Below are 14,773 nucleotides of genomic sequence, written 5' to 3'. Positions count from 1 at the left end.
CTGCCGGTTGTGGCTCTATTCCATGCCACGGGTCGCTGAGGCCACGAGCAGCCGTTCGTGACGTAGGCCATGGCTGGTGCGGGAAACAGAACCACGCCGAGGACGATCAGACATGAGGTGAGCAGCGCGAGGACTTTCGATCGCGCCCGCCGCCTGCCAGTGAGGTGTGTTGCATCCATATTCCCGTCCGCTCCGTTGTGGTCGGCTCAGATCTGTCGACTGGGCCCGGTGCGAGTCATGATGTCCCTCGACAATTCGTCTGTCAAGAGGGCGATTGGTGTCCCCCAAAGTACCTACATACAGACGCTAAGTTTTACGCATAAATGGTCATTTATGCGCTTGGGAATTGAGTAGCCGAAGGGCGTCAGAACCTCCCTTCCTGACAGAGTCGAGCCGCGCATTCGTTATGAATCGGACGCGTGATACGTGGTGTGTAGTCACCAGTTGGTCATACAAGGTCGACTGTGACGGTGCGCCGCATGATCACGGCGACGTTGTTCGGGCGCGGGCGCGGGCGAGGCGGTAGGAGCATCCTCGCCCCGGACTCTGGGCCGTCGCGCTCGTCGCCGCCGGGGCGGTCGTCGCGGTGGTCGCCGTCGAGGTCGGCGCCCGATCGGACAGCGTTCTCCAGGCGTAGTCCGCAGCGCACGCCCGCCGGGGAGCGCTCGCTCCCCGGCGGCGTCCTGCGCTAGCCCTGCTTCTCCGGCTCGGTCATCTCGTCGGCGCGGAGCGGCCGCGCCGCCGCCGAGAAGAGACCGGAGAGCGCGGCGAGCACCACGAGGATGTACAGGGTGTTCAGCAGCCCGATGTGCTCGCTGATGAATCCGAGCACCGGGGGGCCGCCGAGGAAGGCGACGTAGCCGATCGTCGCGGCGGCGCTCACGCGCGCCGCGGCCTTGGCGGGGTCGTCGGCCGCCGCCGACATGCCGAGGGGGAACCCGAGGGAGGCCCCGATGCCCCACAGCGCCGCAGCCACGAAGACCAGGGGCGTGTTCGGCGCGAGGATGAAGAGCAGGATGCCACCCGCCGCCGTGATCGCGAGGATGCGCAGCACGATGACCCGGCCGAAGCGGTCGACCAGCGGACCGCCGAAGAGTCGGACCACCGTCATCGCGACCGAGAAGGTGGCGAGGGCGGCGGCGCCGGCGGCGGGGCCGGCGCCGTGGTCTTCGGAGACGCCGAGCGCGAGCCAGTCGTTGGCCCCGCCCTCGGCGAAGGACATGCCCAGCATCACGACGCCGAGCGCGTAGGTGCGCGGTTCGCGCCAGGCCTCCAGCGCCACGTGCATCCGCTCGCGCCAGTGCGGCTTCTCCGCGGGAGACGGGTCGAGCGCGGCTTCGCGCACGGGGACGTTCGCGAAGCACACGACAGCCAGGACGGCGATGACGCCGGCGACGACGAAGGAGTGCAGCGACACGTTCGCACCGAGGTGCACGGCGAGGGCGCCGAGACCCGCGCCGATCACCGTGCCGAAGCTGAAGAAGGCGTGGAACACCGGGAGGATCGTCTTGCCCATCTGCTGCTCGACGGCCGTGGCCTCGACGTTCATCATGACGTCGAGGGAGCCGTTGCCGAATCCGAACAGCACGAGGCCGATGACGACCACGGGCGCCGAGCCCATCACGTTCGTGCCCACGCCGACCAGCGTCAGCCCGATCGCGAACGTGAGCATCGTCGCGAGCATCCCGACCCGCGCACCGGTGCGCGCCATGACGGCGGGACTCGTCGAGATGCCGATGATCGACGAGACGCCCATGCCGAGCAGCAGCAGTCCCATCTGGGCGTTGTCGATGTCGAGGGCGAGCTTGATGTCGGGCACGCGAGAGGCCCAGGTCGCGATCGACAGGCCGCTCGCGAGGAAGATCGCGAAGATCGCGGCGCGCCAGCGCACGAACTGGGGGCGAGTGAGGGCGGTGTCCATGCCGGACACTCTATCGAATCGATTCGATCCCGCGAAACCAGGGGAGGTATCCTCGGAGTATGAGCAGTCAGGACAGCCCGCGACGAGCGACGATCGCCGACGTCGCGCGCGAGGCCGGCGTCGCGACATCCACCGCCTCCGTCGTCTTCAGCGGCAAGGCCAAGGTCTCGGCGGGAACGCGCGAGCGCGTGCTCGCCGCCGCCGCCGAGCTCGGCTACGCGGGCCCCGATCCGCGTGCCGCCTCCCTGCGGAGGGGACGCAGCGGCATCGTCGCCGTCGTGCTCGAGGGGCATCTGCGTGCGGCCTTCCTCGACCCGGTCACCACCGCCATGATGGACGGGCTGACCGACGGCCTCGCCGACCTCAGCGCCGGCATCCTGCTCATGCGCGACGACCCGGGCGAGAGCGACGGGTCTCCGCTGGCGAACGCGCCGGTCGACGCCGTGGTGCTCATCGGATGCTCAGGGCGCACCCGCGCCTCGCTCGACATCGTGCGCGGCCGGGGCCTTCCCGTCGTCGTGATCGAGGGGGATGCCGGAGAGGGCATCCCGCGGATCACGCTCGACAACGCGGATGCCGCCGCCGCGGTCGCCCGCCACGTGCGGGATCTCGGGCATGAGGACGTGGCCCTGGTCACCCTCCCGCTCGACACCGCGCGCGACCGCCTCCCGGTGACCCCGCAGCGGATCAGCACCGCGACGGTCGACGTCACGATCGACCGCCTCGCGGGCATGAGATCGGTCTTCCCCGATGCGCCGGCGATCTCGGCATCCGGCAGCCTGATCGACGAGGGTCTCCTGGTCGGACGGATGCTGCTCGCCGACGCCGAGAGCCGCCCGACGGCCGTGCTCGCCCAGAGCGACCTGCTCGCCGTCGGAGTGATCCGCGCCGCCGAGGAGCTGGGGCTGCGAGTGCCGGAGGACCTCTCCGTCGCCGGCTTCGACGGCATCGCCGTCGACGGGCTCGGCGGGCCCGTGCTCACCACGAGCGTGCAGCCCGCCGTCGAGAAGGGGCGTGCGGCGGGCGAGCAGGTCGCGCGGATGCTCCGGGGCGAACCAGGCATCACCCAGCACCTGACCTGCCGCTTCCGCGAGGGCACGACGACCGCGGCTCCGCGCGGCTGAGGTCGCACGGGCTCTCGCCACGTTTCGTCTCGCTCCGCTCGCTCAACGACCAGCGGGGCTGCGCAGGGGTCGGCGGGCTCGGTCGTCGAGCGAGGGAGCGGATCGACCGAGACGCCGACGCCTCGGCCTCAGCTGTGCGGCGGGCCGAGCGGGAGCGTCGTGGAGCCGTAGTCGAGGATGCGGTAGCGGCCGCACGGCACGACGTTCTCCGGCACGGCCGGCGTCGGCAGCTCCCACTGCACGCTCTGCGCATCCTCGACGAGGAAGGAGACCTCGCCCACCGCGAAGTCGGTGCGGTTCACCAGCCAGGCGTACGCGTTCAGCCTGTTGTCGACCTGCACCAGCTGCGCAGGGTCGTCGAGGTGCGCCTTCGGCAGCCGGACGGTCCAGAACTGCCCGGCGCCGGTCCGTCCCGAGGCGTTCACCCAGTCGGTCACGCAGGTGAGATCGGGATCGGGCGCCTGCACGGCCGCAGCAAGCCGAGGGATGCTGAGGCCGCCGGCCACGAGCAGAACGATCGAGGCGACGGCGGCCGCCTGGCGCGCAGGCCGCTCCGGCAGGCGCAGGGCGCGGGGTGCGGCGACGAGAGCGAGCAGCGGGGCGAACGCGACGGGCTGGAGGTACCGCGCCGCGTGGGTGCCGAGGGCGATCGCACCGAGCGTGACGAGCAGCGGCAGCATCCATCCCGCTGCCACGACGAACCTCTCCGCGTCGGTGGAGGCGCGGACGGTCCTGAGCACGGCGAGCACGATGAGGGCGGCGGTGACGAGCGCGCCCAGGAGGCCCAGCGGAGTCGAGAGGCGCTCGCCGAGCAGGCCGCCGTAGTAGCCGATCGACTGCATCCACAGCTCCGGCTGCGCGTAACCCGCACCGGTGTTCGCGATCCATGCCGAGAACGGAATACGAGCGAGGAAGCCGAGGGCCGTGCCGCCGACGAGCACGGCGAGCAGGAGCAGCATCCGCCCCCTCGCCCGCGATCGGAAGAACCCGATCGCCAGGAGCGCCGTGAGCGGAACCGTCGCCCACACCGCGAAGAGCGGATTCGTCAGCGTCGCGACTGCGGCGACCGGAGCGACTGCGACGACGCAGACGAACCCGGGGCGATCGAGCGCGCGCCGCATCAGACCGATGACGGCGATGACCGCGACCACGGTCGAGGAGTAGTAGGTCGTCGTGAGCTGCAACGAGGCGAGCTCCAGGGCGTCCCTCGACGCCGAGGTCTCCGTCGCGGCCAGCACCCCGAAGGCGCACAGGGCGACCAGGGACCACGCGACAGGGGCGCTCCCCTCGCGTCTGCGGCCGGCCGTGAGACGGATCACGCCGTACAGGGCGAGCAGATTCACGACCGCGTTCACGGCGAGCAGACCGTCGAGATCGAGCGGCAGCAGGGCGTCGACACCGGCGAACACGCCCGACTCCGGGAGGAACAGCACGCTCGACATGGCCCAGTCGAGCGGTCCTCCGGCGAGTGCGGATCGGGCGAACATCGCGACGATCAGCGAGTCCCCGTCGCGGAAGAGGAGCTCGGACCGAGCGGATGCCGCGACTTGTCCGGCGACGGCGATCGATACGCCGAGCGCGGCGAACCAGCCGAGAAGCTCACGGGTCCAGGCGCGTCGCATGGGACAACTCTCGCACGCTCACACCTTTCACCCAGGTAAACTGGACGGACACCCGCCCGCCAGTGCCGCAAGGCCGACGAGCCCAGAGGGAGCCACGATCATGTTGACCCTCCTCGGTGTGTTCCTCCTCGGATCGCTCCTGATGCCCGTTCTCGTGCGCTGGATCGGCGCGCGCGCGTTCGTCGTCGCCGCGCTCATTCCCGCCGCGGCATTCATCCATGCCCTCGTGCTCACGCCGCAGGTCCTCGACACGGGCGACTCGCCTTTCGAGACCCTGTCCTGGATCCCGCAGCTCGGGCTGAACATGTCCATGCACATGGATGTCCTCGGCTGGGTCCTGACCCTCATCGTCACCGGCGTCGGCGCCCTGGTGCTCTACTACTGCCGCTGGTACTTCCACGACGACTCCGCAGGGATCGGCCAGTTCGCCGGCGTTCTGCTCGGCTTCGCCGGCGCGATGTACGGACTCGTCCTCACCGACGACCTCGTCATGCTCGTGATGTTCTGGGAGGTGACGAGCATCCTCTCGTACCTCCTCATCGGCCACTACCGCCGCCGCGCGGCCAGCCGACGCGCCGCCCTGCAGGCCCTGCTGGTCACCACCCTCGGCGGCCTGGTCATGTTCGTCGGGGTGGTCCTCCTCGTCGTCGACGCCGGCACCTCGAGCATCCGCGAGATCCTCGCCCTGGCGCCGACCGGACCGATCGTGGATGCCGCGATCGTGATGCTGCTGATCGGTGCGATCAGCAAGTCGGCGCTGTTCCCGTTCCACTTCTGGCTCCCCGGAGCGATGGCGGCCCCGACGCCGGTCAGCGCGTACCTGCACGCGGCCGCGATGGTGAAGGCCGGCATCTACCTGATCGCCCGGTTCGCCCCGATCTTCGCGTTCAGCGGGCCGTGGCGCCCCATCGTCATCTCTCTCGGCGTCTTCACGATGCTGCTCGGCGGCATCCAGGCCCTGCGCGAGACCGACCTCAAGCGCATCCTCGCCTTCGGCACCGTCAGCCAGCTCGGCTTCTTCGCGGTCGTCGTCGGATACGGCACGCAGGCGTCGGCCCTCGCCGGCCTCGCCCTGGTGATCGGCCATGCGCTGTTCAAGTCGGCGCTCTTCCTCATCGTCGGCATCATCGACCGCCAGCTGTCCACCCGTGACATCACCGAGCTCTCCGGTGTGGGCAGACAGGCCCCGATCCTCGCGGCGACCGCGTTCATCTCGGTGGCGTCCATGGCAGGCATCGCGCCGACGATCGGATTCGTCGCCAAGGAGTCGACTCTCACGGCCCTCCTCGACGACGCCCAGGGCGGTTCGCCGTGGGGTCTGGTCGCGATCATCGGCATCGCCGTCGGCTCCATGCTGACAGCGGCATATGGCACGCGCTTCCTCTGGGGCGCGTTCTTCACGAAGCGCGATCAGCGCGGAGACCGGATGCCGGAGACGGCATGGCCGGATCCGCCCGTGGGCTTCCTCGCGGCGCCCATCATCCTCGCCGGGCTCACCCTCGCCGCCGGCATCGGCGCCCCGGCGCTCGACGTCGCGCTGCAGGGGTACGCCGTCACCGCGACCCCCGGTCTCGATCACGCGGGGGAGGCCGTCGAAGGACCCGGTCATCTCGCTCTCTGGCACGGATTCGAACCGGCTCTCGGCATCTCGATCCTCACGGTCCTGCTCGGCATCGGCCTGTTCCTGCTCACCCGTCGCACCGGCTGGGATCGCAAGCCGCGCGTGCTGCCGTTCACCGCCGCCGACGCCTACTACCTCGCCATGCGCGGCATCGACCGGCTCTCCGTGCTCAGCACGACCCTGACCCAGCGGGGCTCGCTGCCGGTCTACGTCGGCACGATCTTCGTGGTGTTCGTCGCCGCCGAGGTCACCGCGCTGCTCGCGAGCGACATCGATCGGTTCCAGCTCTCGGCGTGGCACACTCCGGCGCAGATCGCCGCAGCCCCGCTCATGGCGGTCGCGGGCATCTTCGCCGTGCGCGCGCAGAAGCGCTACACCGGCGTCGTCCTCGTCTCGGTGACCGGGCTGGGCATGGTCGCCCTCTTCGCGACCAGCGGCGCCCCCGATCTCGCCCTCACGCAGGTGCTCGTCGAGACCGTGACGATGGTCACGTTCGCGCTGGTGCTGCGGAGGCTTCCCGCGCGGATGGGCGAGCACAACGCCTCCGTCGGCCGCATCCCGCGGGCGCTGCTCGGGATCGGCGTGGGCGTGACGATGGCGCTGGTCGCCGTCGTGGCCACGCAGTCCAGGGTCGCCGAGCCGATCTCCGCGATGTTCCCGAAGCTCGCCTACGAGCTGGGGCACGGCAAGAACGTGGTCAACGTCGCGCTGGTCGACCTCCGCGGATGGGACACGATGGGCGAGCTGTCCGTGCTCGTGCTCGCCGCGACGGGCGTCGCATCCCTCGTCTTCGTCACGCATCGCGCCGATCTGCTCGCGGCGACCAAGACCCTCCCGAGGTCCGCGCGGCGGGCGACGCGGGGTCGACCGCTCGTCGAGACCACGGAGGGCGTGCGCTTCCAGACCTCCGAGAACCGCAGCAGTCCGCGCGCCTGGCTCGTGAGCGGGTCGAAGATGAAACCGGAGAACCGGTCGATCCTGCTCGAGGTCATCGTCCGCGTGCTGTTCCACACGATCATCGTCGTGTCGATCTTCCTGCTGTTCTCCGGCCACAACCTCCCGGGCGGCGGGTTCGCCGGAGGCCTCGTCGCCGGCATGGCGCTCGTGATGCGGTACATCGCCGGCGGGCGCTGGGAGCTGGGTGCGGCTGCGCCGACGGATGCCGGACGCCTCCTCGGGGCGGGACTCGTGCTGGCCGTCGGCACCGCCGTCGTGCCGCTGTTCTTCGGTCTCTCCCCGCTCACCAGCACGTTCTGGGAGTGGGAGATCCCCGGTCTCGGACACATGGAGTTCGTCACCTCGACGATCTTCGACATCGGCGTGTACCTCGTGGTGATCGGCCTGGTGCTCGATGTGCTGCGCAGCCTCGGCGCCGAGGTCGACAGGCAGACGCAGGAGATGCGCGAGAGAGGGGTGAACATCTGATGGATGTCTCGCTGACCCTCATCGTCATCATGGCCGTGCTGTTCGCGTGCGGTGTCTACGCCATGCTCGAGCGCAGCCTGACCCGCGTGCTCATCGGCTTCCTGCTGCTCGGCAACGCGACGAACCTGCTGCTGCTGATCGTCATGGGAGTGCCGGGCAATGCGCCGTTCTTCGGTACGGAGGGGGAGATGAGCGACCCGCTGCCGCAGGCGCTGACCCTCACCGCCATCGTCATCACCTTCGCCGTCTCCGCGTTCCTGCTCGCTCTGATCTACCGCTCCTGGCAGCTGGGGCAGGCCGACACGGTCGAGGACGACGAAGACGACATCGCCATCCGCGGACGCACGGATGCCGAGGAAGACCTCATGGGCGACGACGAGGGCGACTACACCGACGACGACGTCACCACCGACTTCGTCGGCGTGCAGACCGCCCCGATCACGGTGCTGCACATGCGCGACCACCCCGCGATCGACGATGAGGCCCCGGTCGACCGGCCGACGGCATCCGACGATGGGGGAGACCGCACGTGACCGCCCTCATCCCCCTCCTCGTCGCCCTGCCGCTGCTCGGCGCGGCGGTGACCCTGATCTTCGGGCGCAACGCCCGCGTGCAGTCGATCGTCACGGTCGTGACCCTCGTCGTCGTCTCGGTGATCGCCGCCGTCCTGCTCGTCGCGGTCGATGCGGGCAGTCCGCTCGCGGTCTCGGTGGGCGGCTGGCCGGTGCCGTTCGGCATCGTGCTGTACGTCGATCGGCTCGCCGCCCTGCTCGTGCTGGTGTCGAGCATCGTGCTGCTCGCCGTGCTCCTGTTCTCGATCGGCCAGGGTGTCGCCGACGGCGCCGAAGAGACCCCGATCTCGATCTTCAACCCCTCGTATCTGATCCTCGCGGCGGGCATCTTCAACGCCTTCATCGCCGGCGACCTCTTCAACCTCTACGTGGGATTCGAGATCCTGCTCGTCGCGTCGTACGTGCTCATCACGCTCGGGAGCACCGAATCGCGCATCCGCACCGGCGCCGTCTACATCGTCGTGTCGCTCGTGTCGTCGATCCTCTTCCTCGCGTCGATCGCGATGATCTACGGAGCCCTCGGCACCGTGAACATGGCGCAGATCGCCGAGCGGATGACGGAGCTCCCGCAGGAGACGCAGCTCGTCCTGCACCTCATGCTCGTGATCGCCTTCGGCATCAAGGCCGCGATCTTCCCCGTGTCGTTCTGGCTCCCCGACTCCTACCCGACGGCGCCCGCCCCGGTCACCGCCGTCTTCGCGGGCCTGCTGACGAAGGTCGGCGTGTACGCGCTGATCCGCACCGAGACGCAGCTGTTCGCCGACAACAGCATCAACACGCTGCTGCTGATCATCGCCCTCGCGACCATGATCGTCGGCGTGCTCGGTGCGGTGGCGCAGGCCGAGCTCAAGAGGATCCTGTCCTTCACGCTGGTCAGCCACGTCGGGTACATGATCTTCGGACTCGCGATAGCTACGCCCACGGCGATCGGGGCGACGGTGTACTACATCGTCCACCACATCATCGTGCAGACGACCCTGTTCCTCGCGGTCGGCCTCGTCGAGCGTCGAGCGGGCAGCACGTCGATCCTGCGGGTGAAGGGGCTGCTCAAGATCGCGCCGGTGATCGCCGTGCTCTACTTCATCCCCGCGATCAACCTCGGCGGACTGCCGCCGTTCTCCGGATTCATCGGCAAGTTCGCGCTGTTCGAGGCCGCGGCATCCGTGGGGACCCCGCTCATGATCGTGCTGATCGTCGGCGGCATCGTGACCTCGCTGCTCACGCTCTACGCCCTGATGCGCGCGTGGAACCTCGCCTTCTGGCGCGAGGAGGAGGACTCCACCGAGACCGAGGGCCGCATCTCGCACCTGGGCAACGCCCCCGCCGCCGATGAGCAGCAGGAGCGCCGCCGCATCCCCGCGATCATGACCGTGGCGACAGCGGGGATGGTCGCCGTCACGGTGTCGCTGACCGTGTTCGCCGGCCCCCTCTACGCCCTCTGCGACCGCATCGGCGAAGCGCTGCTGCAGCCGGTGAGCCTCGTGCAGCTGGAAGACGAGGTCGACGGATGAGCCCCGACAGCGGCCGGCACTTCTGGCGAGACCTCGGCGTGCAGCTGCCGTTCCTCGCCTGGCTCGTCGTGCTCTGGATGCTGCTGTGGGCGCAGTTCACGCTGCTGTCGTTCGTCACCGGTCTCGTCGTCGCGATCTTCGTGACCCGTGTCTTCCGGCTGCCGACGGTGGAGCTCTCCGGCCGCATCAACGTCTGGTACGCCGTGACCCTCGGCGTGCAGTTCCTGTTCGCGGTGCTGCGGGGCGCGCTCTCCGTGGCCGTGCAGGTGTTCGACTTCCGCCGGCAGCCGGGTACCGCGATCATCGCCGTGCAGCTGCGCTACTCCGACGACCTCATGATGACGCACGTCGCCGTCGCGTCATCGCTGGTCCCCGGGTCTCTCGTGGTCGAGGCCGATCGCGACCGCCGGATCCTCTACCTGCACGTGATCGGCGTGCGCAGCATGGCCGACGTCGAGAAGCAGAGGGCCGGCGTGCTCCTGTGGGAGAAGCGGATCGTCCGTGCGCTCGGTGACCCGGCGCAGTATCGTGCGCTGAAAGAGGACGAAAGGGCGGAGGCGTCGCGATGAGCATCCTGCTCGCAGTCATCATGGTCGTGTTCGGCGTCGCGGCCGTGCTCACCGTCATCCGCATCGTCAGAGGCCCCTCGATCCTCGACCGCGCCGTCGCGTCCGATGTGCTCCTCACCGAGGTGATGTGCGTGCTCGGCGCCGAGATGGCCATCAATGGACACACCCGCAGCATCCCCGTGCTGCTGATCATCGCCGCGATCGGGGTGTTCGGCTCCATCGCCGTCGCCCGCTTCGTCGCGAGAAGGGACAACACGACACCATGAACGTGTTCGGTCTCATGATCCCGGATGCCGTCATCGACGTGGCGGTCCTCGTGCTGATCCTGCTCGGGGCGCTGCTGTGCCTGTCGGCGGCGGTCGGCCTCCTCCGCTTCCGCGATGTGCCGTCGCGGTTGCACGCGGCGACCAAGCCGCAGGTGCTCGGACTGCTGCTGATCTGCATCGCGATCGCGCTGTCGCAGCGCTCCGTGGGCGGCATCCTCCTCGGCCTCGTGCTCGTGGCGCCCATCGTGCTGATGCAGTTCGCGACCGCACCCCTGTCGGCGCACATGGTCGGTCGCCAGGCGTACCGCAACGGATCGATCGACCAGCGTCACCTCGTCGTCGACGAGCTCGCCGACTCGAAGCAGACCCCGCCCGGCGCCGGGTAGCCGATCCGGGGCCGGCCGTTCCGGCGGACCGGCCGATCCGGCACCGGCCGATCCGTGCGTGTGGATCCGGCGGACCGGTCGATCCGGCACCGGCCGATCCGTGCGTGTGGATCCGGCGCGTCTGTTCACAACTCCTCAAAGTTCGCTGCCGGACCTCTCTCCCTGCAGGAAGTCCCGCCACTCCCGCCGCCGGCCGCGACGATCCTTGAGGAGTTGTGAACGCGGCACATCGATGCCACTTCTCCTCCCCAATTCGTCCTCGGAGCGAACTTGTTCACAATCGCCTAATCGGCGCTCCGCGATCTCTTCGCTGTCGCCAGACTTCAGCGATGATCCGACCGAGAGCATCCGTGAGAGAGCGCGTCGTGAACGCGTACGCCCTGTCGTCTTCAGGCGAGCCGAACTGCGTGAGCACGGCATGAGCGGACGTCAGATCGCGACGGCCGTGCGGAACGGAATCCTCTGCCGAATCCGGAGGGACCGGTACGCGGATCCGAGCACGAATGACGACGTCATCGAGGCAGTGCGGATCGGGGGACGGTTATCGTGCCTTTCGCTGCTCCGTACTTTCGGCGTGTTCGTCCATCATTGCGACCGGCTGCACGTGCAGGTCGCACAGGGGGCCTCACGCCTTCGGATGCCGCTCAGTTCGCGTACCCGTGTGCACTGGTACACCGGAGGAGGCGAACGATCTCTGCACGCCGCATCCGTCTTCGATGCGGTGCGCGAGGGGATCCGCTGCCAGCACCCTCGCGCGGCGCTGGCCACCCTGGATAGCGTGCTGCATCACGGTGTGATGACTCGGCGCCAGCTCGAGGAGGTCTTCGCGGAGCTGCCGTCTCGGTACAGATCCCTGCTCGCGCTTGTGGATCCGTCAGCGGAGTCAGGGCCGGAGACGTACATGCGGCTCATCCTGCGCTCGCTGGGCGTGCGGTTTGAGACGCAGATGCTGTTGGCGGGTGTCGGCCGTGTCGACTTCGTCGTCGAGGGCTGGCTGATCATCGAGTGCGACAGCAAGGAGTTCCATGAGGGATGGGACAAGCAGGTCGAGGATCGGCGCCGTGACATGGCTGCGGCAGAGCTCGGCTACGTGACCTTGAGGCCTCTCGCGAGCGAGATCATGGACGCTCCGGATCAGGTGCGCCGGTCGCTGGCGACGGCGATCAGTGTTCTCGGGACGAATCTCGCAGCCGCCAGCCGCTCACAACTCCTCACAGATTGAGGTGAACAGGGTCAAAACCCCCGGCATCCGGCTCTCCTGAGCATTTTTTGAGGAGTTGTGAACGCCGAAGCGCGCCGCCCGGTCGCCTCAGACCCGGGATCAAACTCGCACGGGACCGGGAGCAGACCCGGGATCAGACCCGGGACCAGACTCGCACGGGACCGGGAGCAGATCCGGGATCGGGCCGGACCCGCACCAGACCCGAAGCAGACCGCACCAGACCCGAAGCAGACCGCAATTGACCCGGATCGGAACCGCGCCAGGCCTGGACCAGGGCCGGATCAGAGCCGGTCGGCGAAGCGCTGGATGAAGGATGCCGCGGGGCCGGCGTCGCTGATGAGCGTGCCGTGGCCGTGGTCGGGGATCACCTCGAGCTCGGCACCCGGGATGTGCGTGAGGATCTGCTGGCACCAGCTCATCGGCGCGAGCGGGTCGTGCTCGCCGCGCAGCACGAGGGTCGGGCGGTCGATGCGCGGGTAGGCCTTCTCGGGCTCGTGCACGATGGTGGCCCGGATCTTCCGCAGCAGGTTCGGTCCCCCGCGAAGGTACTCGCGGGCACCGCGCCAGAGCACGATGGGCCGTTCGCCGAGCAGGTCGCGCAGCAGGTACGAGGCCTGGGCGCGGATGCTGCGTGAGGCGCTGTCGACCGTCGGACCCGCCAGCACCACGCCGGACACGAGGGACGGATGCCGGGCCGCGAGCTCAGCGGCGATCTGGCTGCCCATCGAGTGTCCGATGACGACGACCGGGGCCTCGTCGGAGTGGCGGAGGTAGGCGGCGACGAGATCGGCGTGCCGTTCCATGGTGAGGGTGCGCGTGGGCTCGGGGGCCTCGCCGAAACCGGGGAGGTCGACCGCGATGACCCGCCCGCGCAGCCGCTGCACCACGTCGAGGTAGACGCTGCGCCCCATGCCGATGCCGTGCAGCAGGATGAAGGTGCGCTCTCCGGTCCCGAAGGTCTCGGTGATCAGGGTCGCGCCTCCGTGCTCGAACTCGGCGAGCAGTGCCGGAACGTCCTGAGGAGCGAGAAGGCGATTCGGCACCCGTCCACGCTAGTCGACGCGGATCGCCATCGACGACCCGGCCGCCGCTCCCGCAGCCCGGATACCCCTCCCCGCGCGGGAGATGTACAAGGCGCAGGCCGGAACGGCGGGGTCGGCCGCCCTCCGTGCGAGGATGAATCGTGCCCTCATCCAGCCCAGACGCCGACCAGGTGCAGACGGAGGAGGGGGCCAAGGGCCTCGCCGCCCGCATCGCCCACAGCCTCAGCGATCCCGTGCTCCGCGCCCTCGTCACGGCGGTGGCCGTGTCTCGCATCGGCCGCGGCGTCTTCCTCGCGGTCACCGTCCTGTTCTTCACGCAGATCGTCGGTCTGAGCGCGGGCGAGGCGGCGATCGTCCTCGCGGTGTCGAGCGGATGCGGCGTCGTGGCGTCCTTCCTCGGCGGATGGTCGGCCGACCGCTGGAGCGCCCGTCGGCTCACCTTCGTGTTCGAGGCTCTCGGCGGTCTGCTGCTCACCGCCTACGCGTTCGCAGGCGACTTCACCTCGGCCCTGCTGCTGGCGTCGCTCTCCGGTTTCTTCGACTCGATGGGGTACTCGGCGCGGTCGGCGATCATCGCCAGGGGCTTCCAGGCCGAACGGCGGGTGCATGCCCGTGCCGTGCTGCGCACCGTCACCAACGTGTCGATCGCCGTGGGGTCGGCGATCGGCGCGTTCGCGCTCGCGCTGGGAACGGCCGAGGCCTACCGGATCGTGATCGTGGGGGCGGGACTGCTGTGCGCGGTCGGCTCTCTGCCGCTGCTGCGTCTGACGGCCGAGGTCGATGCGCCGGCGCGTGCGACCCCGCAGCCCGCGGTCACCGCCACCGGTTCGATCGACACGGATGCCGCGGCCGCCGCCCTCGCCGAGCGCACGGACTGGAGCCGACGCTCTCCCTGGCGCAACCCGCGGTACCTGGCGCTGACCGTCCTGACGGGTGTCTTCGCGATGCAGTTCGGCGTCTTCGAGGTCGGCGTGCCCCTGTGGATCACTCGCGAGACCGCCGCCCCGGAGGTGACGTTCGCCGTGCTGCTGATCGTGAACACCGTCCTGGTGGTGATGTTCCAGGTGCGGGCGTCGCGTGGAACCCACGACCTGCGCACGGCCGGCCGTGTCACCCTGATCGCGGGTGGCCTGATCGTCGCCGCCTGCCTCGTCTACGCGCTGGCGGCGGGGGTGCCGGCGTGGGTGGCGATCCTGCTGCTGGTCGCCGCGACCGTCGCCTACACGTTCGCGGAGATCCTCTCTCAGGCGGGCGGCTGGGGGCTCAGCTTCGAGCTCGCCGACCCGAAGCGCGCGGGGGCGTACCAGGGCGTGTTCGGGATGGGGTTCTCGCTCGGATCGCTCGCGGCCCCCCTCGTGGTGAACGCCACGGCGATCACCTTCGGCTTCGCGGGGTGGGCGATGCTGGCCGTGATCTTCCTCGCCGCGGCGTCAGGAACCTGGGTCATCGCCCGTCGTGCCGCCACCGCATCCGACTCCACTGCAGGCTGAG

12 protein-coding genes are annotated in these 14,773 nt (G+C 69.4%); 9 read left to right on the top strand and 3 right to left on the bottom strand.

Features of this window, described 5'->3' with window-relative positions; translation table 11 throughout:
• Positions 1-688: 688 nt before the first annotated feature.
• Complete coding sequence (locus tag MRBLWH10_RS16295) at positions 689-1,921, bottom strand: MFS transporter (protein ID WP_341940721.1); 1,233 nt, start codon at positions 1,919-1,921, stop codon at positions 689-691.
• A 59-nt stretch (positions 1,922-1,980) separates the two neighbouring features.
• Here MRBLWH10_RS16295 and MRBLWH10_RS16290 point away from each other — a divergent pair, with 59 nt between their 5' ends.
• Positions 1,981-3,045 carry a LacI family DNA-binding transcriptional regulator gene (locus MRBLWH10_RS16290; RefSeq protein ID WP_341940720.1) on the top strand — a complete coding sequence of 355 codons (1,065 nt, stop codon included), beginning with the start codon at positions 1,981-1,983 and terminating at the stop codon, positions 3,043-3,045.
• A 128-nt stretch (positions 3,046-3,173) separates the two neighbouring features.
• Here MRBLWH10_RS16290 and MRBLWH10_RS16285 read toward each other — a convergent pair whose 3' ends face one another.
• Positions 3,174-4,667: a hypothetical protein gene (locus MRBLWH10_RS16285; RefSeq protein ID WP_341940719.1), complete on the bottom strand. Its 1,494-nt coding sequence runs from the start codon at positions 4,665-4,667 to the stop codon at positions 3,174-3,176.
• 100 nt (positions 4,668-4,767) lie between these two features.
• On the opposite strand from MRBLWH10_RS16285, the gene MRBLWH10_RS16280 reads away from it, so the two are divergent.
• From MRBLWH10_RS16280 to MRBLWH10_RS16250, 7 genes are all read left to right on the top strand, one after another.
• On the top strand, positions 4,768-7,713 hold the full coding sequence (locus MRBLWH10_RS16280) for a Na+/H+ antiporter subunit A (protein ID WP_341940718.1): 2,946 nt from the start codon (positions 4,768-4,770) through the stop codon (positions 7,711-7,713).
• Entirely contained in the window at positions 7,713-8,246 is a 534-nt protein-coding gene (locus MRBLWH10_RS16275) for a Na(+)/H(+) antiporter subunit C (protein WP_105673477.1), read from the top strand. Before MRBLWH10_RS16280 ends, MRBLWH10_RS16275 begins: the two co-directional genes overlap by 1 nt.
• Positions 8,243-9,796: a Na+/H+ antiporter subunit D gene (locus MRBLWH10_RS16270; protein ID WP_341940717.1), complete on the top strand. Its 1,554-nt coding sequence runs from the start codon at positions 8,243-8,245 to the stop codon at positions 9,794-9,796. The genes MRBLWH10_RS16275 and MRBLWH10_RS16270 overlap by 4 nt, the downstream gene beginning before the upstream one ends.
• On the top strand, positions 9,793-10,365 hold the full coding sequence (locus MRBLWH10_RS16265; protein WP_105673479.1) for a Na+/H+ antiporter subunit E: 573 nt from the start codon (positions 9,793-9,795) through the stop codon (positions 10,363-10,365). The genes MRBLWH10_RS16270 and MRBLWH10_RS16265 overlap by 4 nt, the downstream gene beginning before the upstream one ends.
• The gene (locus tag MRBLWH10_RS16260) at positions 10,362-10,631 is read left to right on the top strand and encodes a monovalent cation/H+ antiporter complex subunit F (RefSeq protein WP_105673480.1); all 270 of its coding nucleotides are present in this window, start codon (positions 10,362-10,364) and stop codon (positions 10,629-10,631) included. Before MRBLWH10_RS16265 ends, MRBLWH10_RS16260 begins: the two co-directional genes overlap by 4 nt.
• Entirely contained in the window at positions 10,628-11,017 is a 390-nt protein-coding gene (mnhG, locus tag MRBLWH10_RS16255; RefSeq protein ID WP_105673481.1) for a monovalent cation/H(+) antiporter subunit G, read from the top strand. The genes MRBLWH10_RS16260 and mnhG overlap by 4 nt, the downstream gene beginning before the upstream one ends.
• 418 nt (positions 11,018-11,435) lie before the next feature.
• Positions 11,436-12,239: a DUF559 domain-containing protein gene (locus MRBLWH10_RS16250; protein ID WP_341940716.1), complete on the top strand. Its 804-nt coding sequence runs from the start codon at positions 11,436-11,438 to the stop codon at positions 12,237-12,239.
• A 281-nt stretch (positions 12,240-12,520) separates the two neighbouring features.
• Here the strand turns inward: MRBLWH10_RS16250 and MRBLWH10_RS16245 are convergent, their stop codons facing one another.
• Entirely contained in the window at positions 12,521-13,282 is a 762-nt protein-coding gene (locus MRBLWH10_RS16245; RefSeq protein ID WP_341940715.1) for an alpha/beta hydrolase, read from the bottom strand.
• A gap of 140 nt (positions 13,283-13,422) precedes the next feature.
• Between MRBLWH10_RS16245 and MRBLWH10_RS16240 the strand changes: the two genes are divergently transcribed.
• Positions 13,423-14,772 (top strand): MFS transporter, encoded by a 1,350-nt coding sequence (locus MRBLWH10_RS16240; protein ID WP_341940714.1) that lies wholly within the window; start codon positions 13,423-13,425, stop codon positions 14,770-14,772.
• Position 14,773 lies beyond the last annotated feature (1 nt).

Source organism: Microbacterium sp. LWH10-1.2 (assembly GCF_038397765.1).
Taxonomy (GTDB): Bacteria; Actinomycetota; Actinomycetes; order Actinomycetales; family Microbacteriaceae; genus Microbacterium; species Microbacterium natoriense.
Note: the sequence above shows the minus strand (reverse complement) of the source record. Positions and strands in the feature narration are given on the sequence as shown.